Annotated in this window: 26 protein-coding genes, 1 other RNA gene and 4 pseudogenes; 10 read left to right on the top strand and 21 right to left on the bottom strand. The window is 51.3% G+C overall.

Annotated features, from left to right (window positions below):
• Nucleotides 1–173: 173 nt before the first annotated feature.
• The gene (locus ETC02_RS03965; protein ID WP_011232479.1) at nucleotides 174–323 is read left to right on the top strand and encodes a YuzL family protein; all 150 of its coding nucleotides are present in this window, start codon (nucleotides 174–176) and stop codon (nucleotides 321–323) included.
• A 62-nt stretch (nucleotides 324–385) separates the two neighbouring features.
• Here ETC02_RS03965 and ETC02_RS03960 read toward each other — a convergent pair whose 3' ends face one another.
• Nucleotides 386–1,303, bottom strand: a complete 918-nt coding sequence (locus ETC02_RS03960) for a proline dehydrogenase family protein (RefSeq protein ID WP_033010362.1) — start codon at nucleotides 1,301–1,303, stop codon at nucleotides 386–388.
• A gap of 164 nt (nucleotides 1,304–1,467) precedes the next feature.
• On the opposite strand from ETC02_RS03960, the gene ETC02_RS03955 reads away from it, so the two are divergent.
• Both ETC02_RS03955 and ETC02_RS03950 read left to right on the top strand, forming a co-directional pair.
• Complete coding sequence (locus ETC02_RS03955) at nucleotides 1,468–1,725, top strand: hypothetical protein (RefSeq protein WP_033010361.1); 258 nt, start codon at nucleotides 1,468–1,470, stop codon at nucleotides 1,723–1,725.
• A 15-nt stretch (nucleotides 1,726–1,740) separates the two neighbouring features.
• The gene (locus ETC02_RS03950; RefSeq protein WP_033010359.1) at nucleotides 1,741–2,076 is read left to right on the top strand and encodes a spore coat protein; all 336 of its coding nucleotides are present in this window, start codon (nucleotides 1,741–1,743) and stop codon (nucleotides 2,074–2,076) included.
• Between the two features lie 215 nt (nucleotides 2,077–2,291).
• On the opposite strand, the gene ETC02_RS03945 is transcribed toward ETC02_RS03950, so the two are convergent.
• The 6 genes from ETC02_RS03945 to ETC02_RS17625 form a co-directional block, all read right to left on the bottom strand.
• A complete protein-coding gene (locus ETC02_RS03945) occupies nucleotides 2,292–2,435 on the bottom strand; it encodes a hypothetical protein (protein ID WP_167332995.1) in 144 nt (47 codons plus the stop codon).
• 99 nt (nucleotides 2,436–2,534) lie between these two features.
• The gene (locus ETC02_RS03940) at nucleotides 2,535–2,714 is read right to left on the bottom strand and encodes a hypothetical protein (protein WP_050367773.1); all 180 of its coding nucleotides are present in this window, start codon (nucleotides 2,712–2,714) and stop codon (nucleotides 2,535–2,537) included.
• A gap of 228 nt (nucleotides 2,715–2,942) precedes the next feature.
• Entirely contained in the window at nucleotides 2,943–4,322 is a 1,380-nt protein-coding gene (gene bioA / locus ETC02_RS03935) for an adenosylmethionine--8-amino-7-oxononanoate transaminase (protein WP_050367774.1), read from the bottom strand.
• Nucleotides 4,312–5,028, bottom strand: coding sequence for a dethiobiotin synthase (gene bioD, locus ETC02_RS03930; protein WP_063211465.1), 717 nt, complete (start codon nucleotides 5,026–5,028; stop codon nucleotides 4,312–4,314). Before bioD ends, bioA begins: the two co-directional genes overlap by 11 nt.
• A 4-nt stretch (nucleotides 5,029–5,032) precedes the next feature.
• Complete coding sequence (locus ETC02_RS03925) at nucleotides 5,033–5,596, bottom strand: biotin transporter BioY (protein ID WP_063211467.1); 564 nt, start codon at nucleotides 5,594–5,596, stop codon at nucleotides 5,033–5,035.
• A gap of 201 nt (nucleotides 5,597–5,797) precedes the next feature.
• On the bottom strand, nucleotides 5,798–6,121 hold the full coding sequence (locus ETC02_RS17625) for a hypothetical protein (RefSeq protein ID WP_253264080.1): 324 nt from the start codon (nucleotides 6,119–6,121) through the stop codon (nucleotides 5,798–5,800).
• Nucleotides 6,122–6,529: 408 nt separating this feature from the next.
• On the opposite strand from ETC02_RS17625, the pseudogene ETC02_RS03915 reads away from it, so the two are divergent.
• Nucleotides 6,530–7,094, top strand: a pseudogene (locus tag ETC02_RS03915) (FAD-dependent oxidoreductase).
• Between the two features lie 138 nt (nucleotides 7,095–7,232).
• Here the strand turns inward: ETC02_RS03915 and ETC02_RS03910 are convergent.
• The 6 genes and pseudogenes from ETC02_RS03910 to ETC02_RS03885 form a co-directional block, all read right to left on the bottom strand.
• Nucleotides 7,233–7,700, bottom strand: a complete 468-nt coding sequence (locus ETC02_RS03910; protein ID WP_033011501.1) for a flavin reductase family protein — start codon at nucleotides 7,698–7,700, stop codon at nucleotides 7,233–7,235.
• A 981-nt stretch (nucleotides 7,701–8,681) separates the two neighbouring features.
• On the bottom strand, nucleotides 8,682–10,634 hold the full coding sequence (locus ETC02_RS03905) for a TRAP transporter permease (RefSeq protein ID WP_033008916.1): 1,953 nt from the start codon (nucleotides 10,632–10,634) through the stop codon (nucleotides 8,682–8,684).
• Nucleotides 10,627–11,124, bottom strand: a complete 498-nt coding sequence (locus ETC02_RS03900) for a DUF1850 domain-containing protein (protein WP_033008917.1) — start codon at nucleotides 11,122–11,124, stop codon at nucleotides 10,627–10,629. The genes ETC02_RS03905 and ETC02_RS03900 overlap by 8 nt, the downstream gene beginning before the upstream one ends.
• Before the next feature lie 80 nt (nucleotides 11,125–11,204).
• The gene (locus ETC02_RS03895; protein WP_050368724.1) at nucleotides 11,205–12,206 is read right to left on the bottom strand and encodes a TAXI family TRAP transporter solute-binding subunit; all 1,002 of its coding nucleotides are present in this window, start codon (nucleotides 12,204–12,206) and stop codon (nucleotides 11,205–11,207) included.
• A gap of 289 nt (nucleotides 12,207–12,495) precedes the next feature.
• Nucleotides 12,496–13,143, bottom strand: a complete 648-nt coding sequence (locus ETC02_RS03890; RefSeq protein ID WP_050367777.1) for a GntR family transcriptional regulator — start codon at nucleotides 13,141–13,143, stop codon at nucleotides 12,496–12,498.
• A gap of 39 nt (nucleotides 13,144–13,182) precedes the next feature.
• A pseudogene (locus ETC02_RS03885) lies at nucleotides 13,183–13,566 on the bottom strand (aldehyde dehydrogenase family protein); the annotation flags it as partial.
• Between the two features lie 395 nt (nucleotides 13,567–13,961).
• Between ETC02_RS03885 and ETC02_RS18340 the strand changes: the two are divergent.
• A pseudogene (locus ETC02_RS18340) lies at nucleotides 13,962–14,195 on the top strand (LysR family transcriptional regulator); the annotation flags it as partial.
• Nucleotides 14,196–14,234: 39 nt separating this feature from the next.
• Here ETC02_RS18340 and ETC02_RS03875 read toward each other — a convergent pair.
• The 3 genes from ETC02_RS03875 to ETC02_RS03865 all read right to left on the bottom strand — a co-directional run bounded on the left by ETC02_RS03875 (nucleotide 14,235) and on the right by ETC02_RS03865 (nucleotide 16,844).
• Nucleotides 14,235–15,134, bottom strand: a complete 900-nt coding sequence (locus ETC02_RS03875; protein ID WP_047818969.1) for a manganese catalase family protein — start codon at nucleotides 15,132–15,134, stop codon at nucleotides 14,235–14,237.
• A gap of 21 nt (nucleotides 15,135–15,155) precedes the next feature.
• Complete coding sequence (locus tag ETC02_RS03870; protein WP_050367779.1) at nucleotides 15,156–15,392, bottom strand: YuzF family protein; 237 nt, start codon at nucleotides 15,390–15,392, stop codon at nucleotides 15,156–15,158.
• A gap of 273 nt (nucleotides 15,393–15,665) precedes the next feature.
• The gene (locus ETC02_RS03865) at nucleotides 15,666–16,844 is read right to left on the bottom strand and encodes a helix-turn-helix transcriptional regulator (RefSeq protein ID WP_171698072.1); all 1,179 of its coding nucleotides are present in this window, start codon (nucleotides 16,842–16,844) and stop codon (nucleotides 15,666–15,668) included.
• 204 nt (nucleotides 16,845–17,048) lie between these two features.
• Between ETC02_RS03865 and ETC02_RS03860 the strand changes: the two genes are divergently transcribed.
• The 3 genes from ETC02_RS03860 (at nucleotide 17,049) to ETC02_RS03850 (ending at nucleotide 19,536) form a co-directional block, all read left to right on the top strand.
• Nucleotides 17,049–17,639, top strand: coding sequence for a DUF6230 family protein (locus ETC02_RS03860; RefSeq protein ID WP_171698071.1), 591 nt, complete (start codon nucleotides 17,049–17,051; stop codon nucleotides 17,637–17,639).
• 22 nt (nucleotides 17,640–17,661) lie between these two features.
• Complete coding sequence (locus ETC02_RS03855; RefSeq protein ID WP_044743775.1) at nucleotides 17,662–18,087, top strand: DUF6114 domain-containing protein; 426 nt, start codon at nucleotides 17,662–17,664, stop codon at nucleotides 18,085–18,087.
• Between the two features lie 201 nt (nucleotides 18,088–18,288).
• Nucleotides 18,289–19,536: an RNA-guided endonuclease InsQ/TnpB family protein gene (locus ETC02_RS03850; RefSeq protein ID WP_171698070.1), complete on the top strand. Its 1,248-nt coding sequence runs from the start codon at nucleotides 18,289–18,291 to the stop codon at nucleotides 19,534–19,536.
• Between the two features lie 859 nt (nucleotides 19,537–20,395).
• Here the strand turns inward: ETC02_RS03850 and ssrA are convergent.
• The 5 genes from ssrA to secG all read right to left on the bottom strand — a co-directional run bounded on the left by ssrA (nucleotide 20,396) and on the right by secG (nucleotide 24,990).
• Nucleotides 20,396–20,747: a transfer-messenger RNA gene (ssrA, locus tag ETC02_RS03845) on the bottom strand.
• 344 nt (nucleotides 20,748–21,091) lie between these two features.
• Nucleotides 21,092–21,559 (bottom strand): SsrA-binding protein SmpB, encoded by a 468-nt coding sequence (gene smpB, locus ETC02_RS03840; RefSeq protein WP_013144268.1) that lies wholly within the window; start codon nucleotides 21,557–21,559, stop codon nucleotides 21,092–21,094.
• A gap of 79 nt (nucleotides 21,560–21,638) precedes the next feature.
• Entirely contained in the window at nucleotides 21,639–23,915 is a 2,277-nt protein-coding gene (gene rnr / locus ETC02_RS03835) for a ribonuclease R (RefSeq protein ID WP_033008929.1), read from the bottom strand.
• 22 nt (nucleotides 23,916–23,937) lie between these two features.
• Nucleotides 23,938–24,678: a carboxylesterase gene (gene estA / locus ETC02_RS03830; RefSeq protein ID WP_033008930.1), complete on the bottom strand. Its 741-nt coding sequence runs from the start codon at nucleotides 24,676–24,678 to the stop codon at nucleotides 23,938–23,940.
• A 75-nt stretch (nucleotides 24,679–24,753) separates the two neighbouring features.
• On the bottom strand, nucleotides 24,754–24,990 hold the full coding sequence (secG, locus tag ETC02_RS03825; protein ID WP_033008932.1) for a preprotein translocase subunit SecG: 237 nt from the start codon (nucleotides 24,988–24,990) through the stop codon (nucleotides 24,754–24,756).
• Between the two features lie 185 nt (nucleotides 24,991–25,175).
• On the opposite strand from secG, the gene ETC02_RS03820 reads away from it, so the two are divergent.
• Complete coding sequence (locus tag ETC02_RS03820; RefSeq protein WP_044743778.1) at nucleotides 25,176–25,475, top strand: AbrB/MazE/SpoVT family DNA-binding domain-containing protein; 300 nt, start codon at nucleotides 25,176–25,178, stop codon at nucleotides 25,473–25,475.
• Nucleotides 25,475–25,720: pseudogene (locus ETC02_RS03815) on the top strand (type II toxin-antitoxin system PemK/MazF family toxin); the annotation flags it as partial. The gene ETC02_RS03820 and the pseudogene ETC02_RS03815, both read left to right, overlap by 1 nt.
• Between the last annotated feature and the right edge of the window lie 119 nt (nucleotides 25,721–25,839).

Genomic DNA, 25,839 nt, shown 5'->3' with positions numbered 1-25,839 from the left:
CCTCACACCATTGAATGAATCATCATTCATTTTTCGGCGAAAAAAATAGCCGTGAAAACGTTCTCTATATTCAATATATAGTATGTTGGTAATTTTCGCAATATATTTGCGCACATTTTTTTCACATCGCCGCCGTTCTTTCAATCCATACTAACAACCAGGAGGTGAAGACGATGGCCCGGCTGAAAAAAAATCCGTCTGAACGCGGCGTCAGCGCGGCGAGCGTGAAAGGAAACGCCGGCCCGACGGTCGAAGCCGACGGCGGCGGCAAGCGGACGAGCCAAAATCAGCAGTACAAAAAGCACAACATGCAAGGGGACTGAACGCCTAAGGGCGTCCGTCCCCTTTTTGCCTGCTTGACTTTCGCGCTGCCGGGCGATGGGCGTCACTTACGGAACATGCCTTTGACGACGAACGCCACGTTGGCCGGGCGCTCGGCGAGCCGGCGCATAAAATAGCCGTACCAATCGGTGCCGTACGGCACGTACACGCGCATCGTATACCCTTCGCGCGCCAGCTCGACCTGGCGCTCCGGACGAATGCCGTACAACATTTGAAATTCAAACTGGCTGTTCGGGATATTGTATTCCTTGACGAGCTGCTTCGTATATTCAATGATGGCGTCGTCATGCGTCGCCACCGCCGTGTAGTTGCCGTTTAGCATATGCTGCTTGATGATCTTTTTAAAGTTTTCGTCCACATCTTTTTTGTCCGGAAACGCCACTTCCGGCGGCTCTTTGTACGCCCCTTTGACGAGCCGCAAGTTCGGGCGGTACGGCTTCAGATCTTCAATGTCTTGCTCCGTCCGGTACAAATACGCCTGCAGGACCGTTCCGACGTTATCGTACTCTTTTTTCAACGTTTTAAAAATGTCGAGCGTCTTTTGGCAGCGTGAATAGTCTTCCATGTCGATCGTCACGAACACGCCGCGCTCTTTCGCCGCATCCAAAATGCGGCGCATGTTGCGCATGACAAGATCATCGGAAATGTCAAGCCCCATCGACGTCATTTTCAGCGACAGTTGCGAATTCAGCTTCTCGCGGCTGATCGCGTCGATCGCCTCTAGGCAATGGTTCGCCATCTCGTTCGCTTCTTGCTCGTTATCGACAAACTCTCCCAAGTAGTCGACCGTCACGGCCAGCCCTTTTTCGTTCAGCCGGCGGATGACATGCACCGCTTCCTCAATCGTTTCGCCGGCGACAAACCTTGACGCGCCGAAGCGGAGGCCGTATCGCTTCGCCAACCGGGTCAACGTCTTATTTTTGGACAAGAACAAAAAAAAGTCGCGCATCAGCTGTTCCACTGTTGCAAGCCTCCTTGTATGGAAACGCATTCATCATCCTTATTGTACCATGTTTCAGCCCGATTGAATATGTTTTTTCCGCACGGTTTATCTTTTATATGTGAATAATTTCCCACTCACTGCACAATCTACAAGCGAACAAACCATGAAAGGAGCGAAACGCGATGCAGCAACAACCGCAAATGAACCCGCAGACCGCGATGCCCGAGCCGCCGCAAATGGTGTCATCAAAAGACGCCATGTATTTTTCCGATATGATGTCGTGGAACTTGCTCGCGGCGAAAAAGGCGCACTTTTTCGCCGCGCAATGCCGGGACCCCGAGGTGGTGCAGGCGATCGAGCGCGCCGGGCAAATGCATCAGCGCCATTACAACATGATTTTGCGTCATTTGCAAAACCCGCCGCAGCCGCCGGTGATGTGAAAGGAGGGACGCCCGATGAACCAAAAACAAGTGCAAAATCCAGAGACGCAAGTGCCGAAAACGCCGCAAATGAACGAACGCGATTTTTTGAACGACATGTTGACAACAGAAAAATACATGACGTCGGCATACAGCGTGTACTTGCATGAGGCGAGCAACCAACCGTTATATCAAGAAATGATGAACATTTTCACAGAAACACAAAACTGCCAGCGCGAACTGTATAACTTGATGTTCAAAAAAGGCTGGTACAAACTTGAAGCCGCCGATCCGCAAAAGCTTCAGCAAATGTACCAGCAGTTCCAAGGGTATACGAATCAGCTCCCTTATCAAGGGAATGTCATGCAATAACAAAGCGAGAGGATGTCCGAACAGCAAAAGGACATCCTCTTTCTCAATCCGTTAAGAAGACCGGGTGCAGAAAGGGGAGAAAGGGATGGCAGCGCCATCCGAATCCGTGTGGAACATGCTGCAAACAGCCGACGTCCGCATCCGCGACACCGAGATCATTGAATAAGCACCCCTTCTTGTTCCACAGGGATGCTTATTCTTTCATGAATAGACGATCAATACCACCAGCCTGGATACGGCGGATACGGCGGATACGGCGGATACGGGTAAAACGGACGCGGAGCTAACGCGCCGCCGAGCAGTCCGCCCAAGAAGCCGCCGACAAATGGGGCGCCAAACAACAATCCTGGAAATGGCATCGTTCCTTCTCCTTTCCCCAAAGCTAGAATGCTACACTGTATTCATATGCAACAAACAAGAAAAGAGGGTGGGTCGTCCGCCCAACCCTTGCCGGTTTCTCACCACCAAATGGGGCCATACCACCACGGATAGAAAAACAGCGGAACTAATGCGCTCCCGAGCAAACCGCCTAAAAAGCCGCCAAAAAACGGAGCGCCGAAGAAAAATGGGCGCGGCCGCCAAAACCAAAAGCCCCACGGCCGCCAAATGCGTTCATCCGCTGCTTGGAGATGGCTCATCTTGCTTTCCTCCTTCCGCTTGCTTTAGTCCCACTGTATGCAGAAAAAACGCCCGCTGCTTAGGCCAGTACCTAGAAGGCTGGTGAAAAACAGCGATTTCTCCCCAATATTGATGCGCGAATGCAAAGGAAGCTTGTTTCTTCAAGGTCTTTGCACTCAAAAAAATCTTTTGCCTCGCTTTCCCATCTGCACAAAACCAAAAACAGGCGGCTGTCCGCCGCCTCCCGCTTATACAAGCTCCGCCTGCACTTGATTGTACAAACAGGCGATCGAATCAAACAAAATGCGCACCGCCTCGGCCATTTCGTCTTCGCTCATGGAGAGAACCGGAATGAATGTCAACACCGGGCCGAGCGGGCGGATGACAAGCCCCCTCCGGCGCGCCTCAAGGATGATCCGGTGCTCCACCATGGCCGCGCGCGGAAACACTTCTTTCGTTCTTCGGTCTTTCACGATTTCAATGCCGCACATCAAGCCTTTTTGCCGGATGTCGCCAACAATTGGAATGTCATACAACCGCTCAAGCCATTCGGCCAGTCGGCGCGCCTTTCGTCGAACATCATCAAGCAGGCCGCGCGTTTCGATGAGCTCCATGTTTTTCAGCGCAACGGAACAAGTGAGCTGGTTCCCCGTGTACGTATGGCCGTGGTAAAACGTTTTGTCTTCGTCCACATCGCCGAGAAACGCCGCATACACGTCTTCGGTAACGAGCGTGGCCGCCAGCGGCAAGTACCCGCCGGTGATCCCTTTCCCAAGGCAGACAAGATCCGGCTTCACCTCTTCCTGCTCACAAGCGAACATCGTGCCCGTGCGGCCAAAGCCGACGGCGACCTCGTCGCAAATGAAGAGCACCCCATATTGCCGGCAAAGCCGTTCCACTCCTTTTAAAAATCCGCGCGGATGGACGATGATCCCCGCCGCTCCTTGCACAAGCGGTTCCACGATCACGCCGGCAATGTGCTCGTGCTGCTTTTCAAGCACCCGTTCCAGCTCGCGCAAACAATAGTCGACGATCTCCGGCTCGCTTCCGTATTCCTCCATGCGATACACGTACGGCGACGGCACTTCGATCCGCTCAAACAAAAGCGGCGCAAAAATACGGTGGAACGTTTCCATGCCGCCAACGCTCACCGCCCCGACCGTATCGCCGTGGTATGCTTCCTTCAACGAGACAAATTTGTTCTTCTTCGCATATCGAACCGGATCGATATTTTTCCAATACTGATAGGCGATCTTGAGCGCGATTTCCACCGCCGCCGCCCCGGTGTCGGAATAAAACACTTTTGACATGTGCGGCCAATATTCAAGCAGCCGTTTGGCCAACAAAATCGACGGCACATTCGCCGAACCGAGCAATGTCGAATGGGCAATTTTCTCCAATTGCTCGCGAAGCGCCGCATTCAGCTCCGGGTCGTTATGGCCGTGGACATTGACCCATAGCGACGCATAGCCGTCTAGGTACCGGTTGCCGTCGACATCGTACAAATAGCTTCCTTGCCCGCGTTCAATGATCAGCGGACGTTCTTTCGCATACTGTTTCATTTGCGTGAACGGATGCCAGACGCACTGCTTGTCCCACTGTTCCAATTGCTCGTAGCTATACGCCAACGCTAAGCACCTCCAGCCATTGTTTCGCCTTTCCTTGTTCGATCCACTGTTCGGCCAGGTTTTCTAGTTCCTTCCTTGATACAGCAGGAAGGAGCGGCATGACCGCCAGCACCGGGAGTCGAAGCAACGCGGCGATCATTTCGACATTGTTTTGGTGGATGATCTCCTGCTCTTGAAACTGATTGAATACAAGGCCAAGCAAGCGGATGCCTTTCGCCTCGGCATACGCCGCCGTCGTCACCGCGTGGTGAATCGCCCCAAGGCTTGAGAGCGACACAAGAACCGCCGGCAGCTGATAATCACGAACGAAATCGCTCGTCATATACCATCGTCCATCGCGCTCGCACCACGGAACAGCCAGCCCGCCCGCTCCTTCGACGAGCACGACATCATAGCGCTGTTTCAGCTGTTCGAGCCGTTCAGCAATCCGCTCCGGTTCGATGGACGTACCGGTCAACGCGGCTGCCAAATGCGGCGACATCGCCGGCTCCATATAGTACATGCCTTCTGATGCGGAAAGCTTCGCCACTCGTTCATACCAATATTGTTCGGCAAACGACACCCCGTCTTCGGCCAGTCCAGTCTGAACCGGTTTAAACACGCTTACGCTCATCCCAAGCCGCTCCAACGCCAATGCCACAATGGACGTCACCACCGTCTTGCCGATTTCTGTTCCTGTTCCCGTCATGAAAATGGCTTTCCCCATTCTCTTATCCCCCCATCCCTCGAGTCATCATGATCGGTCGGACGCGCGGCCAGACGCGCACCGCGATGACCGAACAAACAGCGCAAAGCGCGAGATCCCCCGGCACCGGAAGAAGAAATCCGAACCATAGCGTTTGGCCGATGGAAAGCGGAGTCTCGGCGATCCATTTCATCGCTATGTACAGCCACGTGCAGCCAAACGCATACACCGTCAATAAGGCCGCCAAATTCGCCTTCCATATGTCCCGCGCTCTTGTCCATTGAAAACGGCGGACAAGCGAACCACATACATACGCCCCGGCGATGAAGCCAAGCAAATAGCCAAACGTCGGCTTCCAAATATAACCGAGCCCTCCTCCTTCCGCAAACACCGGCGCACCCGCCAGGCCGATCAAGACATATAGAAGTTGGCTAAGCGCTCCGATTTTGGGGCCAAGCAGACAGCCAGCCAGGTAAACCGCGGCGATTTGCAGCGTAAACGGCACATACGGCACCGGGATTTTGATGAACCCGCCGACCGCTGTCAGGGCGGCAAAAAAGGCGGCCCAAACAAAGGAACGGATGTGCACGTTTCCCCTCCTCTCCCAATCTTTGTTTCTATTGTGCCGGATATGGTTTTTATTTGTCAACCTTATTTTTATAAAGGTTTACATTTAAATAGAAATGAGGGGGCCAAAAGAACCGCCCCCTCTTTCACCGCTATATCCACGCTTACTGCTCCTGCTGCACTAAATATGTTTTGCCTGCCCTAAAAGGTTGGTGAAAAACAACTAATTTTGCCGAACCCATTGTTTTCGGTCGAAAGAGAAGCGTTGATTTTGCAAGACTTCTCTATTTGAGAAAAAAGTCCGTTTTTCTTGTTCGACCGCGTCGATGAGATGAGCCTCTTGCCCCTCAAGCCGCCATCCGGCGTCTTCCATCGCTTCATGCAAATCCGACGGCATATGCTCCCTCATATATAAGTAAGCAAGCAACTGATCCCGGCTCTCTTCATGGGATGGAAGAGGAAAATACTTCTGCTTTTGTCCCACCCACTCCGCCATCTCTCGGTAAAAAGCGGCCAAGCGGGCGCCCAAATCTCGTTTGTCGTGCATCAGCGGCACCAACCCTTGTGAAAAATGCGGTTTTACTTTTATATATTCGCCGCCACCCCAAATGAGGACAGAAAAAAACCGGCGCCATTCGCCGGTTGAATACGACAGAAACAGGAAATCGTTTTTAGCGATATGATTTTTGAACCACAATTTTCGTCCCGCATTGGCAAAGCAGTGAGTGTTTCAGCCGCCGCAACGGCTGGCCGCACTGTTCACAAACGGCCGGTTTATTCACGCGTTTCCTCCCCTTTGCTGCGTGTTTGGTATCTATTATACGCCCATAATTATTTAAAGTAAATATAAAATGATAGCAATTATAAATAAAAAGCAGATCATTTGGACCCTTTTTCCATTTATGATAAAGTAATGAATGATAGTGCCAATATTCAAAACAATGAGGCGGTCACGATGTACGACATCGCCATCATCGGCGCTGGACCGGCGGGAGCGAGCGCTGCGATCTTCGCCGCCAAAGCGGGAAAGAAAACAGTGTTGTTTGACAGCGACAAAGGCATGACCAAGCGCGCTTGGGTGGAAAACCATTACGGTGTTCCGCAAATCAGCGGCCCGGAATTGGTGGAAACCGGGAAAAAGCAAGCCGCAAAATTCGGAGCAGAATTGGTGGAAGCACAAGTGACGGATGTGCAAAAAACAGACGGGGGATTCCGTCTCGAAACAGAAGCTGGATCCTATGAAACGAAACACGTCATCTTCGCCACCGGTTTGGCGACCGATTTAGCGAAAAAAATCGTCCTGCGCACCAAACCGGGTACGGAGCCGCGCATTAAAACGGTGCTTGACGTCGACGCCAACGGCAAGACGAACATCGACGGCCATTTGGGCGGCCGGGACGGTCGCTGGCGTCAGCGTCCATACGATCATCACAGCGGGCGACGGTGCGAAAGTCGCCATCAACGTCATCAGCGAGCTGAACGGCGAACGGTACGTCGATCACGATGTATTGAAAAAATAACAACGAAGGTGTCCCAAACAGCGGGACACCTTTTCTAAATAGCGCCATGGAAACGGCCGAGATGCAAGATGACGGGCCTGAAACGTCTGTCGCGTCGTCCCCGCATGACAATAGCGGCCCCGATCCATCCAAGGGCGCTTATTGTCCAATGCTCCGGTACTTCCCTTCAAAAAACAAGAGCGGGTCGCCCGGTTCGTCTTTCATCAAAATATCGGTCACTTCCCCAAAGTAAAGCGTATGATCGCCGGCCACGTACGTGCTGTGGACGTTGCATAAAATATTCGCCAACGCCTCCGGCAAAATCGGATGGCCGTTCACCCAATCGAACGAAACGGGGCGTTCTTCTTTCAGCTGGCCAGCAAACAAGCGCGACAACTCCTCTTGATCACGCCGCAAAATGTTGACAGCAAATTTCCCCGTTTGCTTGACAATGTCATGCATTCGCGCTTTATGGCCAATGGAGACGACCACCAGCTTTGGGTCGAGCGAAACGGACATAAACGCGTTCGCCGTCATTCCTTTCGCTTCCCCTTGAAACGCGGTCGTCACAACCGTCACGCCGGTTGCGAATTTCCCCATCGCGTTGCGGAATGTGCGGTCATCCATACGTTCTCCCATCCTTCCCTTTTCATCATCTAGCTGTGATTGGCTGCTCCCGGAAGGCCGGTGAAAAACTGCGATGTCCTTCCATCAATGATTTTTATTGCTCAAAAACAGACGTTCTCAGTCAACTACCCCCACTTCGCTAACGCTTGAAGTGGGGGCTTGCCACTCCCCAGAAGTGCAAACGGACTTCGTCCTCCTTCCTTGACTTGGGGTTGCATCAGGGGGCAGGTTGACGACTACCCAACGACACAGGTCATGCCTGCATCGTTACCGATTCTCTCGGTGTGTCTGTTGGCAGTACTTGGCTTCCACACACAACAGACAGACCTACGCTCGATGTTTTACGGTTGCAACGTTTCCTGCAACCAACTCCATACATCGAGCAGCAGTTTATTGGAGTGCCTTTATTTAACGGTTTTCTCCACGCCTTTATTCTATCATACACAAAAGAAAGGGGGAACGCGCATTCCTCTCCCACTTACTTCCTTTGGTCGTTGAAGTGGGAGTCTCCTGCGCGAAATAGGATGAAAGAAATACCTTTTTCCATTTGCCGTTTTCAATCACCGGCCCACTAGGGGGGCAGTTCTCAGCCGCTCAGGTGCATGTTGCAAGCAAGCCGCTGACCGGAAAGCCAGCCAAATCTATCCCCATCATAGCAAAAACCAAACAAGGAAACAACGACGACGCGCCATCAGCCATTGCCGCGTTGGAGATGTCCGTACTCAAACACGGCCGGTTCCTTTTCATCACCTGAACCGGGTTCCCATTTGATGCACAAAAAAGCGGCTACGACTTTGCTGTTGACAGTATTCCTATTCTTCAGTGGCAGGCGCAAGAAGATGACGGACGTGCATCCATAGATCAAAACGCACCGGCTTGTCTCAAAGTGCCAGAGGATGTCACCGCCCCGTCGCAACCGCAAGCAAAAGGCAGGCCTCGTCTAGATGAGCGCCTGCCTTTCGGTTTGCTCAAATCGGACTTTTATGACGCTGTTTTCTGCGTCCGTTCCCGTCTTCCGGCTGCATATTGAATGGCAAACATGGCCGCAAATAAGACCAATCCAACGATATCGCTGATTTTTTCTGGATAAATCAGCAGCAATCCTGTCACAACCGCCATGGCGCGTTCAAGAATGTTGAGCTTCCGGTACCAAAAGCCGATCATTCCCGCGCTGATGGCGAGCATGCCGATAAATGCCGAGAATACGACCCAAATCAAATACGGAACGGTCGTGTCAATCATGAGCAAGGCCGGTGAAAGCACGAACATGTACGGGATGATAAACGCGGAAATCGCTAGCTTCGACGCAATCACCCCGGTCCGTAGCGGCTTCCCTCCGGAAATGCCGGCCGCCGCAAACGCCGCAAGCGCCACCGGCGGCGTAATATCGGCAATAATGCCAAAGTAAAAGACGAACAAATGAGCCGCCAGTTCCGGCACACCGGAAGCGATGATCGCCGGCGCCGCGATCGTCGAAGTGATGACGTAGTTGGCCGTTGTTGGTGACCCCATGCCGAGAATGAGCGATGTCAACATCGTGAAAAAGAGCGTTAAAATCAAAATCCCGTTCGATAAGTCCACTAGCCCGTTTGCCATTTTTAAGCCAAGGCCGGTTTTCGTCACGACCCCGACGATAATCCCGGCGGCCGCTGTCGCCGCCGCCACAGACAGCGCGCTTCTTGCTCCGTCAACCAAAGCGCCGATAATGTCACGCCATCCTAACCGCGTTTCCTTTTTCAAGCCGCTGACGACAATGATCGCCACGATCGACCAGAGCGCCGCCCGCATCACGCTCATCCCGCTCATCAGCAGCAAAATGACAACGATGATCGGAACGAGCAAGTAGATTTTTCCGAGCACTTCTTTCCGGTTCGGCATTTCTTCCTCTGTCAACCCGCGCAGCCCGATTCGCTTCGCTTCAAAGTGCGTCATCATCCAAATGCCGGCAAAATATAGAATCGCTGGAATCGCTGCTGCTTTGGCGATCTCCCAATACGAAATGCCGCCGATAAACTCCACCATCAAAAACGCCGCCGCTCCCATGACCGGGGGCATGAGCTGGCCGCCGGTGGACGATGTCGCCTCCACAGCGCCGGCAAACTCTTTTCCATATCCGAGACGTTTCATCATCGGAATCGTAAACGCCCCGGACGTCACGACGTTCGCCACCGAGCTGCCGCTGATCGTTCCTTGCAGCGCGCTTGAGAACACCGCCACCTTCGCCGGACCGCCGATTCGCTTCCCGGCGACAACGAGCGCCAAGTCATTAAAATACTCCCCGACACCCGTTTTCACTAAGAAGGCGCCAAACAACAAGAAGACGAAAATGTATGTCGCCGACACGTACAGCGGCGTGCCGAAAATGCCTTCCGTCGTAAAAAACATCGTTTTGACGAGCCCTTCCAAATCAACGCCCCGATGAGCCAAAAATCCCGGCATATACGGCCCGAAATACGCATACAGCAAAAATAGCGAGGCGATGATCGTAATCGGCAGCCCGACCGCCCGCCTCGTCGCCTCAAGCACAAGCAGCACGGCGACCAAACCGACCGTAAAGTCAAGCGGCGTCATAATGCCGATGCGTTGGACGATGTCATCGAGCATCAGCGGCAAATATGCGCCGACCCCGATCGACAACAGCGACAAAAGGATATTCACGATGCCGACGTCGGCGCGATGAAGATGTTTTTTCCGCGCCGGAAACAATAAAAAGATAAGCGACAAGGCAAACCCTAAATGGATCGACAATAAAATTTGTTTTGGAAGCGTTTGAAAAATCGAAGCATATAACTGAAAGAGTGAAAATGAAAGCAGCCCGAAAAAGGCAATCCAGCCAAGCGGCCCTTTCAATTTGCGCGTCGCTGCTTCCGGATCATATTTTTCCAGCAATTGTTGCTGCTCCTCAGCGGATAGCTGTTCAAACTTCTCAGTCAAACAAGTTCACTCCCTTCCAGCATTGAACCAATGATAGTCGTGTCACCTTGATGCGGACAATGGAGCCGGGAGGGATGACTGTTTTTAATGTCACCATCTTCCCTTCATAAACGACGCGATGGTTGGCGACAACCCGCCCAATGCTCAACAAGATGGATGGAAATTTGCGCTCCATGCCGGTAATATAGTATTTTCCATTCCGAAGCGTAAATGTCTCCCCTGGCGCCGCGTTCGCCGGCATCCCGACCGCCGTATCCTCATAGGTAAGAGCGATTTGTTCAATCGTCCCGTCAGCCAACACCTTATACGTTTCCTCGACATCTGAACGGTGGATCGAATGCGTATAGCGAATTGCGAACGTATCCCCTTGAGAAATCGGGATATACGCAGCGACCCGGCCATCCTTTTCAAACGCCAGCACCTGGCGGAAAGGAAGGAAGAAGACTGCAACCGCCAGAAGTGCACTGACCGCTGCGAACCATTTTCGCATCAGCCGCCCCCCCCTTCGTGGCCGGCGGAAATAAGGAAGGGCTGGCGCCATGAACCCGGCCAGTCCTTCCCGTGACACCGTTATTCCGCTTTAACTCCTTTTTCATCAAAGTATTTCTTCGCCCCCGGGTGAAGCTCGATCGACATGCCATCCAGCGCATTTTCCAGCTTGATTTGCTGGGCTTTGGCATGTTTGACCTTATCCAAGTTTTCAAAAATCGCTTTCGTCACGTTGTAGACCGTGTCTTCCGGCAAATCCGCCCGAGCGACGAGCATCGCGCGCACGGCGACCGTCGGAACCGCTTCCGCTAGCTTATACGTCCCTTGAGGCACTTCGTCTTTCGCATAGTACGGGTATTTTTCAATCAGCGCATTGATTTTGTCCTCAGCGATCGGCACAATCACAACGTCTTCCGTCGCTGACAAGCTTTCTACCGCTCCTGTCGGCGTTCCCGCCGTAATAAAAGCGGCGTCAATCGTGCCATCTTGGATGCCGGAGACGGAATCATCAAACGACAAATTGCGCACTTCAATATCATCAAACGTCATGCCGTGAACTTCCAAAATTTGTTCCGCATTTGCCCGCGTCCCCGAGCCCGCTTCCCCGACAGAAACGACTTTCCCTTTTAAATCCTCAACGGACTGAATGCCCGATTTTTTCGTGGTGACAATTTGAATCGTTTCCGGGTAAAGGGTCGCGATCCCTTTCACGCTTTCAATTTTCTCTTTAAACATTAATTTTCCTTCCGTCGCGTATGTCGCGATGTCAGTTTGCGCAAATGCAATTTCCGCATCGCCCGCATCCAAAATCGCCATGTTTTCCGCCGATGCCCCCGAAGTGATGGCATTGGCGTCGATGCCCGTTTCATCTTTGATAATATCGGCAAAGGCCCCGCCAAGCGGATAATACGTTCCGCCTGTCCCGCCAGTGGCAATGCTGAGGAATTTCACGTCGCCGCCTTGCTTCCCATCGGCCCCTTCTTGCTCTGTCCCTCCATTGCCGTTACCGTTTCCACAAGCGCCAAGCAACAGCGACAGAGAAAGAACAGTCATTGCGCGCGCAAACCACTTTCGCTTCTTCATCGTCATCATCTCCTTTGCTATTTTCGGTTTCCCTTTATGATTATATTGCATCGAACATATTTTCACAACCATACATATTATTTCCTTAGTTCTGTTTTTCTATTAATCATGCAGAACGGCAGGGAAAACCCCACACTTTCCGACCAAACCGTGGTTGCAGAAGGAAGCAAAGTTCAAGTTTTGCAAAGCTTCCCTATTTGACTTTTTTCATCTTTTTTTGACCCCTTTTACATTGACAACGCTTTCAAATCATCATTCTCCCGCCAGGCCTCCACCCGGCGGAAGAAGATCAGCACCGCCGCTTAAACGCTTCGGCGGTGTTGATTTTGTGTTGACGGACGTATTGTTCGATTTCATGCGGCGGCGCCTGTTCACGCAACAGACGGATGATCTCTCTATGTTCTTCGATCGATGCTTTCGCCCGCTGCGGCACAAAGGTGAAGCCGTAGGCGCGGATGCGCTTCATCCGCTGCCAAATTTGCTTGATTTGCTCTTCGAGGTAGGCGTTGCCGCAATGGGCGTAAATCAAGGAATGAAATTCATAGTTCAGCTCGCTGAACCGTTCCAGCTCCAGCTCTTCAAGCGCCCGCTCCATCCGTTCGTTCAACCGCTCAAGCTCGTTGATCGCCTCCTTCGTCAAATTGGCGGAGCCAAGCGCGGTCGCATAGCCTTCCAGCACAGCCAACACCGACAGCGTCTCGATATATTCTTTCTCGTTGATGTTGCTCACAACGGCGCCCGTATACGGTTTGAACTCGACAAGCCCTTCCGCTTCAAGCTGGCGGATCGCCTCCCGCACCGGGATGATGCTGAGTCCAAGCTCGCGGGCGATTTGGTCGATGACGACCCGGTATCCCGGGCCATAGACGCCGTTTTCAATGCGAGAAAGAATATACTCGTAAGCCAATTGGGTTTTGTTTTTCGCTTTCGTTTCCATACGTTTATCATATACTAGATCGTATACATTGACTAGCCATTATGCCTGTTCGGCAGACAAGGCGGTCTGTTTCTCCCCTTTGCCGAATGCGGGGATTGGCGGATCGCCGACCGCGACGTGGACAACTTGCACTTCCGTATAGAAATCAAAGCTGTAATGCCCGCCTTCGCGGCCGATGCCGCTGTATTTCGTCCCGCCAAACGGGATGCGCAAATCGCGGACGTTCGGTGAATTGACCCACGCCATCCCGCTTTCGATCGCCTGGGCGACGCGGTGGCCGCGCTTCATGTCGTTCGTCCAGACGTACGCCGCCAATCCGTACTTCACATCGTTCGCCAACCGAATGGCCTCTTCTTCACTCGTGAAAGACATGACGGCCATGACCGGTCCGAAAATCTCTTCCTGCGCCACTTTCATCCTATTTCGCGCAGGAGACTCCCACTTCAACGACCAAAGGGAGTAAGTGGGAGAGGAATGCGCGTTCCCCTTTTCTTTTGTGTATGATAGAATAAAGGCGTGGAGAAAACCGTTTAATAAAGGCACTCCAATAACGGCTACTCGATGTATGGAGTTGGTTACAGGAAACGTTGTAACCGTAAAACATCGAGCGTAGATCCGTCTGTTGTGTGTGGAAGCCAAGTACTGCCAACAGACACACCGAGAGAATCGGTAACGATGCAGGCATGACCTGCGTCGTTGGGTAGTTGTCAACCTGCCCTGATGCAACCCCAAGTCAAGGAAGGAGGACGAAGTCCGCTTGTACTTCTGGGGAGTTGCAAGCCCCCACTTCAAGCGTTAGCTAAGTGGGGGTAGTTGACATCGCCCAGCCGCCGCTCAACCAGCAGCTGAAGCAGCTCGAAGAAGAGCTCGGCGTTCCTTTATTTGACCGGAAGGCAAAAAAAATGGAGCTCACCGCACCAGGCAAAGCGTTTTACGAAAAGGCGAAACGGCTGCTCGCCCAGCTTGATGACGCCGTAGCGGAAGTAAAAGAAATCGAAGAGGGAACGGCGGGAACGCTGTCGATCGGCTGCGTCAAATCGTGCTTTTACTATTGGCTTTCCAAAAAAAATCAGGCGCCGTTGGGCGCCTCATCACAACCCTGCCGACCGCTGCAGCCGCTTGGCGATTTCCAAAAAATCTTCGGCCGAAATCCCGGGAGCGAATTCTTCCGGCACTTCGTCCAAATCGGGGATCGCCCCCCCTTGGGGCGCTCCTTCGACCACCTCGAGCGGCTGGCCGTCGCTTGGATGGGTTCCTTTCCAAATGCGGACGATTTCTTTGTAATAGCGATCGCTGAACGTATAAAGACGGCGGTGGACGCCTTGATCCTCATACTTTCTCGCCGCATCGAACACGCGGTTATCGAGGTTCGGGATTGGCAGAAGCTTCGTCACATCAACGCCCGTCGCCACTTCCAACGCCTTGGCGTACGCCAAAACATGAACGCCCCCGCGCACAAGCAAGTAGCCGATCATCTCGCGGGCGGTAGGGTGGTCCGTCATTTCATAGACGCGCATTTTATGCGTGCGCGCTCCGCATTCCAGGAAAAAGTTGTGAAGCAAATCCAAAATCAAGTTGCCGCTGTTGAACACGTACTCCCCCGTCCACGCCTTCCCCATCGAATCGCCGGGAAACGCCGTCTGCGCCGTCGCGATAAAATGATACGTATTGCGCTTGTCTTTCGCATCCTTCATCGGCGCTGTATCCGGATCACCTGGATGGGTGGAGCCGGTCAAGCAAAGGTTGATCGCATTGGACACGAGCTCCACATGGCCAAACTCTTCGGCGGTGATGCTCGCCACCAACTCGTAAAACGGGCGCAGCTTCTTTTTTTGCCGAAAATTGAATGACTGAAACAAATAATTGTTTAACGTCGACATTTCTCCGAAACGGCCGCCAAGCAGCTCCTGGACAGCGGCAGCCGCATTGGGGTCCGCGTATTTGGGCTTCGGCAATTCAATCGCCAGCCGGTCGATCCGCTGAAATACCACGACTCTTTTCCTCCTTTTCCATTAATTGCTGAGGCGAACAGACACCACTTGCGCCAAGCGGATGTAATAAACCGCCTGATGCGCTGAGATGACGATATGGTCTGGCTTCACATCCCTCACCGTTCCTTGGATCGAACCGCGGACGGTTTCCACTACCACTTCTTTGCCGTTCAAAGCTTGGAAAGCGTGGTACACATACGGGTCAACCAGGGCAATGAGCTGCGGTGACGAAGCATGGGGCACGTAGGGCTGGTTCATTCTCATTTCCTCCCTTTTGATGTGCTGAAGAAGATTCCCTTTTTATCCATATGCCGCCCCATGCAGAACAATGACAAAAAAACCCAACGTCGAGAAAAGAAAGCGGCCTGATGCTCAAGGACATTCAAGCCACTTCCAAAGATGTTTACGCCGCGAGAAAGCGGCGAACGCTCGGAATCTTTTGCACCACAAAACGATCAAACAGCCAAAAAACGGTGAGCAATCGGCGAAAATGGTGTGAAATGAAACGGCCGGACAGACCAGTCCGCCTCGTCATCCAATCAACCCAAGACGCAGCGCTTTTGCCACCGCTTCCGTACGATTTTTGGCGCGAAGCTTCCTTAAGGCGCTCGAAATATAGTCGCGCACTGTAAATTCGCTTAAATACAGCTGTTCAGCTGCTTCTGATGTCGATGCCCCATCAGCGAGCAGCTTCAACACCTCGATTTCCCGCGGCGACAGCGGCTCATGCTCTCCCTCATCCTTTTTTCTCGCCGGCGCTTCGATCAATTTCAACAACAATTCCCCCGCGCTTTGGCCAAATTTCATCAGCGCGGGAAACAGGCGGCGGTCAACGGCAAAGAAGCGGCCCGGTCCGCGGTCGAGAACGACGCCTCCAATCATCCGCCCTTCCGTCGGCACATACACCGGAACGATCACCAGCGAGGCCAAACCGAACAGGTCCACATACAGGCGCGGAAACTGTTCGCTCGCCCTCGGCACATAAATCGGACGAAAATGGCGAAACTCATGCACTTCCGCTTTCAATTTCCCCACACTTTCTTTCAACATCGGAATGCTGTCCAATTCCACGCGCAAGCGCTGAATTTGCCCGTTGTCCACGCCATACCCGTGCAGGCCGATGGCTGTGCTCTCCTGATTGACAAATTGAAACAGAGCGCAGCGGGTGAAAGGAAGAAAATAAGAAAAACCAAAACAAATATGCGCCGCCGATTCCTCAAACGTCTGCGCCCGCAAAATCCATTCGTTAAACAAAATGACGGCGTCTTTCCACAAGGATTCTTTTTTCCACGCGGAATCGCTACTGGGTTTGAATGATTGTTCATTCACTTCATACAACAACCATTCATTCCATTTAAAAAACAAATACCGCACGGCTGGGTGCAGCGCAGCAGCCGCTGACGCATGCGCCTTCAACACTTGATGAACCGTATTTTCCATTAAATTCAGGGAAAATATGACCATCTCCGGATGAAACGCCGCAATGCGTTCGAGCTGCCCATTCGCTGGATGTTCACCCCCGTACGGGAGCAATCTTGCCTGAACGAATGCGCACAGCGTCGAAAACACCTCTTGAACCCGCGCATTCCGCTTGCCAAGCGCTTCGCCGATCCGCTTCCATTCCCGGTTCACTTCCCTTTCATACTGCCGCAAAATATCCGAAGCCTCTCTCAGCAGTCGAAACAAATGATTGTGCAATTCTGTTGACAAGGCAACGCCCCCCTTTTTTGGTCGACCGTGTTCCCTCACTATTGTATTTTCGCAACGCGTGCGTTGATTCCTTCTCCCCTCTGCGACGAAGACGGGAAAAAACCCTACAAATGTAGGGATTTTATTTTATTTGAATTATTTTAATATTTAATTAAATCTATATTTAAAGCGCTTTCAATTTATGTGAAGGGGAGGAGAATGTTCATGAATATGGCCAGCCAATCACTGATTGTAGGAGGGCACACGGCGAAAAAACCGTTGCTTCTCGCCTTGCTCGGAGGATTTTTTGCCCTCACTCTTATGTTGTCCGCCTTCGGGCTGACAGGCGTCGCCTATGCCGTACCAATCAGCGGGGTCGGCGAATTTACCGTTCAATTTGACAAACTGAATGGCAGCGGGTTTAAAATGTACGGCGGCGTGGCGGAAGCAGGCAATGCGCCGCAGACGCCGGTCTTCGTCAATGAAATGGATAAAGCGACGATTCAAGGTCTTCGGATTTCGAAAGACTTCCCGGCCTTGGGCATTCGCGTCGTCATTGTGGCGAGCCAACCGGTCTCGATTGACGGCCTCGTGCAAAAAGCGACGCAAATCAACGGCAACATCTCCTTCGGCAGCTTGACGATGAAAGAAAGCTATGTCGGCGATACGAGCAACCCAGTCGAGAAAGCGGCCAAAGAATTCACACAAGGAGCCGACAGCATTACGATCGAAAACGGTGATATCAAAACCGTCTACTTGTTCCAGCAAAAAGTATCGCTGCCGGGCATGAAAGTGTACTTTGAAAAACTCAACTAATTCTCGGTAAGGATGAGGGACATTGGGCATCATTCGTTCCAGCTGGCAGGCGTTCGGTCGCTGGCGGAAACGCCGCCCGTTTTGGGGAGCGACGTTTCTCTTGTTATCAAGCCTTGTGATTTTATGGGTTCCGATGCAGCTATACGAAATTTCTCTCGTTCCCGGAAGCATGGTGTTCGCCGGCTTTTTCCTTGGCGGCATGGTCATGTTGATGGGGATTCTTTCCTACGCCATGCCGCGGCTATCCACCTTGCTCGGCATCATCGGTATGTTCAGTGCCATTCTGTCGATCATGGGCGCCTTGGGCGGCTTCTTAGTCGGCACGATTCTCGGCATCATCGGCGGGGCGCTTTGCATCGCCTGGCGCCCGCAATGGGCTGAAGCCGACGCTCCTGCTGCTCATCATGAAGCAGCGGCGGACAAAGAGCCATCCGCCGCAATCGACTAACAGGCGCCGATCGCTCGGCCGAACGAAGCGAAAGATTCGCTCGTTCGGCCTTCTTTTTTTATCTTAATTAGGCGAGAAGACTCCCACTTCAACGAAGCGAAGCGGAGTAAGTGGGAGAGGAATCGCCTTAACTATATTTTGCTGAAAATAGGATAGATTCAGTAAAATATAGTATAATATAGTTAGATGGGAGGTGAAAACATGTATTTTTGTATCAAACAACAGCTAAATGGTTTGACCAAAGAAGAATACTTGACTCTTCGAGAACTGTGCCATATTGCCAAGAACATGTACAACGTCGGATTGTACAATGTCAGACAATACTATTTTGAACACAAGGAATTTCTTAATTATGAGAAAAACTATCATCTTGCAAAAACGAACGAAAACTATAAGCTGTTGAACAGCAACATGGCACAGCAAATTTTAAAAAAGGTTAATGAGGCTTTTAAATCTTTCTTTGGCTTGATCAGTCTAGCCAAACAAGGCAAATATGACTACAAGGCTATCAGTATCCCAAAATATCTTAAAAAAGATGGCTTTCATTCACTAATCATTGGTCAAATTCGTATAGACGGCAACAAATTCACGATACCGTATTCTCGCCTATTTAAAAAGACTCATAAGCCTATCACGATAACGATTCCGCCTGTGTTACTGGACAAAAAGATTAAGCAGATTGAAATCATTCCTAAGCATCATGCCAGGTTCTTTGAGATTCAGTACAAATATGAAATGCCTGAAGATCAAAGAGAATTAAATGACCAAAAAGCACTGGCCATTGATTTAGGATTAAACAATTTTGCCACTTGTGTCACATCAGACGGCAGATCATTCATCATTGATGGGCGGAGATTAAAAAGTATAAATCAATGGTTTAACAAAGAAAATGCCAGACTTCAAAGCATAAAAGATAAGCAAAAAATCAAAGGCACCACTCGTAAACAGGCTTTGCTTGCTATGAATCGCAATAATAAAGTGAATGATTATATCAACAAGACTTGCCGTTACATCATTAACTACTGTATTGAAAATCAAATTGGCAAACTTGTCATTGGCTATGCGGAAACATGGCAACGCAATATGAATCTAGGAAAAAAGACAAATCAAAACTTTGTCAATATTCCTCTCGGTAACATAAAAGAAAAACTAGAATATCTTTGTGAATTTTACGGCATTGAATTCTTGAAACAGGAAGAATCCTATACGTCTCAAGCCAGCTTTTTTGACGGCGATGAGATTCCTGAATATAATGCCGACAATCCAAAAGAATATAAGTTCAGCGGCAAACGTATTAAGCGCGGCTTGTATCGAACAAAGTCTGGCAAACTAATTAATGCTGATGTCAATGGCGCATTAAACATCTTAAAGAAAAGTAAAGCTGTAGACCTGAGTGTCTTATGCTCTAGCGGCGAAGTGGACACGCCTCAAAGAATAAGGATTGCTTGAAGCAGTCAAACTTCTTTGGAAGCCCCCACTTCAAATTTTCGCTAGAAAATTAAGTGGGGGTAGTTCACCTCTTTTTCCCGATCACGAATCCATTCATCATGAACAAACGAGGCGCATATTCATATTATGGGCCCATCATCGCTGCAGAACAAGATGAAAGAAGGAGGGACCGCCATGAAACACCTTTCTCCCGAGCGACTGCACGTCACCCAGACCGCTGCCAACGGTATGCGCGCATTGTAAGAATTACCCTTAAGCATTGCGCTCAAAGTGAGTGCCACTCTACATTCCCCGCCTCAATCATGATGATGTTCACCCCGTCGGTTACTATTTTAACTTTTTCAAGCGATTGAGTGGCGGAAATAAGCACTACTTCCAATATTTCATCAGCATCAAAGTCTTTAACGCAATCTGTTTCAAAATATGTTACATCTTCAAAAACAACGAATCCTTTAATCATCTGTAGATGAGCAAATTCACTAACATAAATTTACATCCAAACAAAAAAAGGCGACATGGACTCGATTCCTTGGTTAGAATAGACAAGTGCAACTCTTGGCGGCGCTAGAGCTGAGGCCGCCTCCGAAGATTCTAGGCATCCATCCTCGCGCCTAGATACACGCTGGAAGGATACCCAAATGCCTCTTGTCCCTTTGGCATCAAGGGATGAGAGGCATTTTGTTTACTTAGTCACTGTCGAACTCGGTATACAATGCAAGGTAAAAACGCGGTGCAAAATTCGTGCAAAATTTTTTCGTATTCTATCGTTTTTTGGGGATTCCCAAAAAATGAAAAACGACTGCAAATGCAGTCGTATCAAGGGTTTCACAGTTTCTCGTCCGAACCGTTCGGATATCGGAAATGGAGACGGTGGGAGTCGAACCCACGTCCAGAGGCATCGCCACTTAAGCATCTACGAGCGTAGTCGGTATATTTCGCTTCGCCGTCCGTTCCGCCTACCGACAGGCCTCCCGGCGGCTAGCCTGGTTCGTCTCTTCCCTCATCCTCAGGCGGCGGATTTGGGCGTAGCCCGCTTCATATGAGCCCCTCGAACGCCACGCGGGCGATGGCGGGAGGAGCTAGCTGCAGCAATTAGGCAGCTAAAGCGTAGTTTTGTTTGCCAGTTATCTTTAGGTGACGTTTTTACGAGGACGTCCCCCTCGGCTCGCCGCTTAAGCTCGACCTACCCCTGTCGAATCCGGATCGTCCCCGCGGTGGCGAAGAAAGATCGGAATAGCGTAAGCGATGGATAACTGGCTGTTGCACTTTTTATTATACCATGACGCGGTGCATTTTCAATGGGAATGTTTTCAATCTCGCCAAAAAACAGGCTCTTCTCCGAATGTTGTGCCGGATGATTGAGAACACGGCTTCTTGGCACTTGCCAAGAAAAATCAGCCCATCCTATTTTCCGTACACGGCGACGCAAGAAATGCCCCCGCTTGCCGCGATGAACCAAACACCCCTCCGCCGTTCCCAAACCGGCAATGCCCGCCAAAAGCCCGATGTTTCAGGCTCCCGCCCTCGACAAATGCCCGCTCGGCGGCTTGCCTCTCTACAGCTTTTGCCGCTCGCGGAACGCCCGCTCGATTTCGCGCTGCGCTTCTTTCCGCTTCATGTCTTCCCGTTTGTCGTATTTTTTCTTCCCTTTGGCCACTCCAAGCTCCACTTTGGCAAAGCCATTTTTAATATACAATTTCAGCGGCACGAGCGTATACCCTTGCTCTTTCGTATAGCCGATCAGCTTGTTGATTTCGCGCCGGTGCAGCAAAAGCTTTCTCGTCCGCAGCGGGTCGTGGTTGTAGCGGTTGCCTTGTTCGTACGGGCTGATATGCATGTTATGGAGAAACACTTCCCCTTTTTCCACTTTGGCGAACGAATCTTTCAAGTTCACCCGGCCGTTGCGGATCGATTTGATTTCCGTCCCTTGCAAAACGAGGCCGGCTTCATACGTTTCTTCGATGAAATAGTCGTGGTGCGCTTTTTTGTTTTGGGCGATCACTTTTCCTTCGCCTTTCGGCATCCGTTTTCCCCCTCCTCATCGGCGTTTCTTATTTTACCAAAAACGAAAAGGAAGGAAAAGCCGCCCGTTCGGCTTTTCCTCACCGTTTTTTCTTTTTCTTCTTTTTTGCTTTCGCGGCGCGGCCCGCACCGGTTTTTCCTTTTGCCTCTGCTTTCGGCTTGCCGTTCTTTTGTTTTTTTCCTTCAATAACGACCGGCGCGGCTTTTGCCTTCGGCGGGCGGCGTCCTTTCATGCCGACGACTTCAAAATCAACGATCCGTTCGTCTTTGTTGACGTTGATGACACGGACGGTGATTTCATCGCCGATGCGGTACATTTTTCCCGTCCGCTCGCCGATCATCGCATAACTGCGCTCGTCATAGCGGTAATAGTCGTCGGTTAAGTAGCTGACGTGCACCAGGCCTTCGATCGTGTTCGGCAGCTCAACGAACAAGCCGAAGTTCGTCACCGAGCTGATAATGCCGTCAAACTCCATCCCGATTTTGTCTTCCATAAACTCGGTTTTCTTCAGATCGTCCGTCTCCCGCTCGGCCTCGACGGCGCGCCGCTCCATGTTGGATGCATGCTCGGCAATCTCCGGCAGCTTTTCCGCCCATTTTCGCTGCGTCTCCGGATCCATCTGCCCGTTGATCAAGTAGGTCCGGATGAGCCGGTGGACGATCAAGTCCGGATAGCGGCGGATCGGCGACGTAAAATGGGTGTAAAACTCAGTCGACAGCCCATAATGGCCGAGGCTCTCGGCGTCATAGCGCGCTTGCTTCATCGACCGAAGCATGACGGTGGAGATCACCATTTCTTCCGGCTCGCCGCGCACCGCTTCGAGAATTTGTTGCAAAGCGCGCGGATGGATTTGGTTGCCCGTTCCTTTCACGACATAGCCGAAGTTCGTGATGAACTCCAAGAAACGTTGCAGTTTTTCCGGCTTTGGATCCTCATGGACGCGGTACATAAACGGTACGTTCAGCCAATGGAAATGCTCAGCGACCGTTTCGTTCGCCGCCAACATAAACTCTTCAATCAACCGCTCGGCGACCGACCGCTCGCGCAAGACGACATCGTACGGCTTGCCGTTTTCATCGACGAGCACTTTCGCTTCTTTGAAATCAAAATCGATCGCCCCGCGCTTCATCCGCTTCGTGCGCAAAATGTCGGCGAGCTCAGCCATCAGCTCAAACATCGGCACAAGCGGCGCGTATTTTTCCCGCAAGGCTTCGTCTTTGTCCACCAAAATTTTATTGACATCGGAATACGTCATCCGCTCTGTCGTGCGGATGACGCTTTGGAAAATGTCATGGCGGACGACTTCGCCTTGCGGGGTGATCTCCATCTCGCACGACAGCGTCAGCCGGTCGACTTTCGGGTTGAGCGAACAAATGCCGTTGGACAGCCGGTGCGGAATCATCGGGATGACGCGGTCGACCAAATAGACGCTCGTGCCGCGCTCATACGCCTCGCGGTCGATCGGCGAGCCTTCTTCGACGTAATGGCTCACGTCGGCGATGTGGACGCCGAGCTTATAGTTGCCGTTTTCCAGCTTCGTCACCGTCACCGCATCGTCTAAGTCTTTCGCATCCTCGCCGTCAATGGTGACGATCATCTCGCCGCGCAAATCGCGCCGCCCTTCCAAATCTTGCTCGGTAATCACATCGGGCACACGGTTCGCATGCTCGATGACGTCATCGGGAAATTGAAGCGGCAGCCCATGCTTATAGATGATCGCCAAAATGTCGACGCCCGGGTCGTTTTTATGGCCGAGAATTCGGACGACTTCCCCTTCAGCGCTCATCCGTCCTTCTGGATACGAGGTGAGCCGGGCGACGACTTTATGCCCTTCGACCGCACCGTTCGCGGCGTGTTTCGGAATGAAAATGTCGTTGACGATCCGCTTGTCATCCGGGATGACAAAGCCGAAATATTTGCTTTCGGTGTACGTGCCGACGACTTCTTTCACCCCGCGCTCCACAATGCGGACGATCGTCCCTTCACGGCGCGCCCCCGATGAATCGGCCTGGACGCGCACAAGCACGGTGTCGCCATGCATCGCGTTTTTCAATTCGGACGGCGGGATGAAAATATCATCCAGTCCCGGCTCCTCCGGTGTGACAAACGCGAATCCTTTCGGGTGGCCAATCACCTTGCCGCGCACGAGATTCATCCGCTCGGGCACGCCGTAGCGGTTGCTGCGCGTCCGGACGATGAGTCCTTCCTCTTCCAGGGCGACAAGCGTTTTGACAAACTCCTTGAATCCATCGGCATCCTCGATGCCAAACGCTTCTTCCAACTCTTCGACCGTCAGCGGCTTATACGCCTCATCGCGCATAAACGTTAAGATGCGTTCGGCCAACACATGATCCATTGTCCATCCCCTCCTTTCTCCATTACCAATCTAACGATTCAAGAAATGCATAAATATCTTCATGCAGCTGATCTTTTTCTTGATCAAGCGTAATCACATGGCCTGATTGCTCATACCACTTGATTTGTTTGACCGGCGATTCAATTTCGTTATAAATGATGTTCGCGCTGTCCGGGTTGATCATCTCATCATGGCGCGCCTGCACAACAAACGTCGGGGCATAAATCAAATCAAGATGGTCACGCACATCGGCGATCAGCTCCTGCAGCGCCTTTAACGTCTTCATCGGCGTCTGCTTGAACTTCTCCATCTCCTGTTCGATCTGCTCCTCTGATTTTCCTTCCCGCTTTTTATACTCGCGCGCATACTCGAGCACGCCTTCGTACATCGTTTCCTCGCTTTTGATGTACATCGGCGCGCACATCGTCACAATGCCCTCTATAGGTACAGTGTAACCTAATTTCAATGAAAATACGCCTCCAAGCGACAGTCCGGCGACGGCGATTTTTTCGTAGCCCTTGTTTTTCAAAAACTCGTAGCCGTTCATGACATCTTGCCACCAGTCATCCGGCCCGGTGTGGACGAGCTCCTCAGGCGGCACGCCGTGTCCTTTGTAAATCGGCGCATGGCACGTATAGCCTTTGGATTCTAAAAAACGCCCGAGCATCCGAACATCAGCGGAATTGCCGGTAAACCCATGCAACAGCAGCACCGCCCGCTCCCCGGCTTCAAAGAAAAACGGCTTCGGCGGAACAATTTTCATCATAGGTTCTCCTTCCTCTCTGGTGTGAAATAGAAAGGGCAGCCCTTCATTCTATGGACCGCCCCCGTTTTTTGCTTATGATGGTTGGACATAAACAACAAGAATCGCCAACACAAAGAACAAAACGGCCAACACAACCGTCACGCGCTGAAACACCGCATCGAGTCCACGGGCTTTCTGCTTCCCGAACAGTTGCTCGGCGCCGCCAGTGATCGCCCCCGACAGCCCGGCGCTGCGGCCCGACTGCAACAACACCACCGCAATCAGCGCGATCGACACAATGACAAGCAGCGTCACAAGCAAGGCATGCATGCTTGACACCTCCAACGACCGACATTGCAATAATTTCACTATACCATAGATCGCCGTTGGCGGCAACTGGCGGGCCTGTCTCAACACGACGAAAGCCCCCTCATTCCTTTTTTGGTGAAACATGTAATCATTTTGAATCATTTTGTATATACTGTGTAGATACATTTAGGAACGGAGATGATACAATGAATTCAAAACAAAACAACAGCGTAAAAAAGAAAGGAGAGAATGTGATGTCTACTGTCATCGTGCAAAAGTGGGGGAACAGTTTGGGCATCCGCATCCCAAAAGACGCGGCTGACCAAATCGGGATTCAACAAGGTTCTGAAATGGAATTACATGTCATTGAAAACGAAGGAATCATCACATTAAAGCCGAAAAGAGCACGGAAGAAATACACATTGGAAGAGCTACTCTCACAAATTACCCCTGAAAATCGACATAAGGAGATCGATTTTGGGGTAGAAGGGCGTGAGTGGATCTAATGGCCGCAGACGCGCCGGAAAGAGGAGATTTCGTTGTGTTGAACTTCCATCCACAAGCTGGCCATGAACAAGCAGGAAGAAGAATTGCTCTTGTTTTATCTCCACAAAAATTCAATCAAGCAACAGGATTTGCAGTTGTTTGTCCCATCACCAATCAGAAGAAAGGCTATCCGTTTGAAGTGGATTTGCCAAAAGAAGGAATACCCCTTGAAGGCGGCGCTCCCATTACAGGGGTCATTTTATCTTAATTAGGCGAGAAGACTCCCACTTCAACGAAGCGAAGCGGAGTAAGTGGGAGATGAATCGCCTTAACTATATTTTGCTGAAAATAGGATAGATTCAGTAAAATATAGTATAATATAGT

Source organism: Geobacillus sp. DSP4a, from assembly GCF_013096875.1.
GTDB classification, from domain to species: Bacteria; Bacillota; Bacilli; order Bacillales; family Anoxybacillaceae; genus Geobacillus; species Geobacillus thermophilus.
Note: the sequence above shows the minus strand (reverse complement) of the source record. Positions and strands in the feature narration are given on the sequence as shown.

What these genes read in the sequence shown, in the direction of transcription:
- ETC02_RS03965 (WP_011232479.1), top strand. Translation starts at nt 174, where the DNA reads ATGGCCCGGCTGAAAAAAAATCCGTCTGAACGCGGCGTCAGCGCGGCG.
- ETC02_RS03955 (WP_033010361.1), top strand. Translation starts at nt 1,468, where the DNA reads ATGCAGCAACAACCGCAAATGAACCCGCAGACCGCGATGCCCGAGCCG.
- ETC02_RS03950 (WP_033010359.1), top strand. Translation starts at nt 1,741, where the DNA reads ATGAACCAAAAACAAGTGCAAAATCCAGAGACGCAAGTGCCGAAAACG.
- ETC02_RS03945 (WP_167332995.1), bottom strand. Translation starts at nt 2,435, where the DNA reads ATGCCATTTCCAGGATTGTTGTTTGGCGCCCCATTTGTCGGCGGCTTC.
- ETC02_RS03940 (WP_050367773.1), bottom strand. Translation starts at nt 2,714, where the DNA reads ATGAGCCATCTCCAAGCAGCGGATGAACGCATTTGGCGGCCGTGGGGC.
- bioD (WP_063211465.1), bottom strand. Translation starts at nt 5,028, where the DNA reads ATGGGGAAAGCCATTTTCATGACGGGAACAGGAACAGAAATCGGCAAG.
- ETC02_RS17625 (WP_253264080.1), bottom strand. Translation starts at nt 6,121, where the DNA reads ATGCACGACAAACGAGATTTGGGCGCCCGCTTGGCCGCTTTTTACCGA.
- ETC02_RS03910 (WP_033011501.1), bottom strand. Translation starts at nt 7,700, where the DNA reads ATGGATGACCGCACATTCCGCAACGCGATGGGGAAATTCGCAACCGGC.
- ETC02_RS03900 (WP_033008917.1), bottom strand. Translation starts at nt 11,124, where the DNA reads ATGCGAAAATGGTTCGCAGCGGTCAGTGCACTTCTGGCGGTTGCAGTC.
- ETC02_RS03895 (WP_050368724.1), bottom strand. Translation starts at nt 12,206, where the DNA reads ATGAAGAAGCGAAAGTGGTTTGCGCGCGCAATGACTGTTCTTTCTCTG.
- ETC02_RS03890 (WP_050367777.1), bottom strand. Translation starts at nt 13,143, where the DNA reads ATGGAAACGAAAGCGAAAAACAAAACCCAATTGGCTTACGAGTATATT.
- ETC02_RS03870 (WP_050367779.1), bottom strand. Translation starts at nt 15,392, where the DNA reads ATGAACCAGCCCTACGTGCCCCATGCTTCGTCACCGCAGCTCATTGCC.
- ETC02_RS03860 (WP_171698071.1), top strand. Translation starts at nt 17,049, where the DNA reads ATGAATATGGCCAGCCAATCACTGATTGTAGGAGGGCACACGGCGAAA.
- ETC02_RS03850 (WP_171698070.1), top strand. Translation starts at nt 18,289, where the DNA reads ATGTATTTTTGTATCAAACAACAGCTAAATGGTTTGACCAAAGAAGAA.
- smpB (WP_013144268.1), bottom strand. Translation starts at nt 21,559, where the DNA reads ATGCCGAAAGGCGAAGGAAAAGTGATCGCCCAAAACAAAAAAGCGCAC.
- rnr (WP_033008929.1), bottom strand. Translation starts at nt 23,915, where the DNA reads ATGGATCATGTGTTGGCCGAACGCATCTTAACGTTTATGCGCGATGAG.
- estA (WP_033008930.1), bottom strand. Translation starts at nt 24,678, where the DNA reads ATGAAAATTGTTCCGCCGAAGCCGTTTTTCTTTGAAGCCGGGGAGCGG.
- secG (WP_033008932.1), bottom strand. Translation starts at nt 24,990, where the DNA reads ATGCATGCCTTGCTTGTGACGCTGCTTGTCATTGTGTCGATCGCGCTG.
- ETC02_RS03820 (WP_044743778.1), top strand. Translation starts at nt 25,176, where the DNA reads ATGAATTCAAAACAAAACAACAGCGTAAAAAAGAAAGGAGAGAATGTG.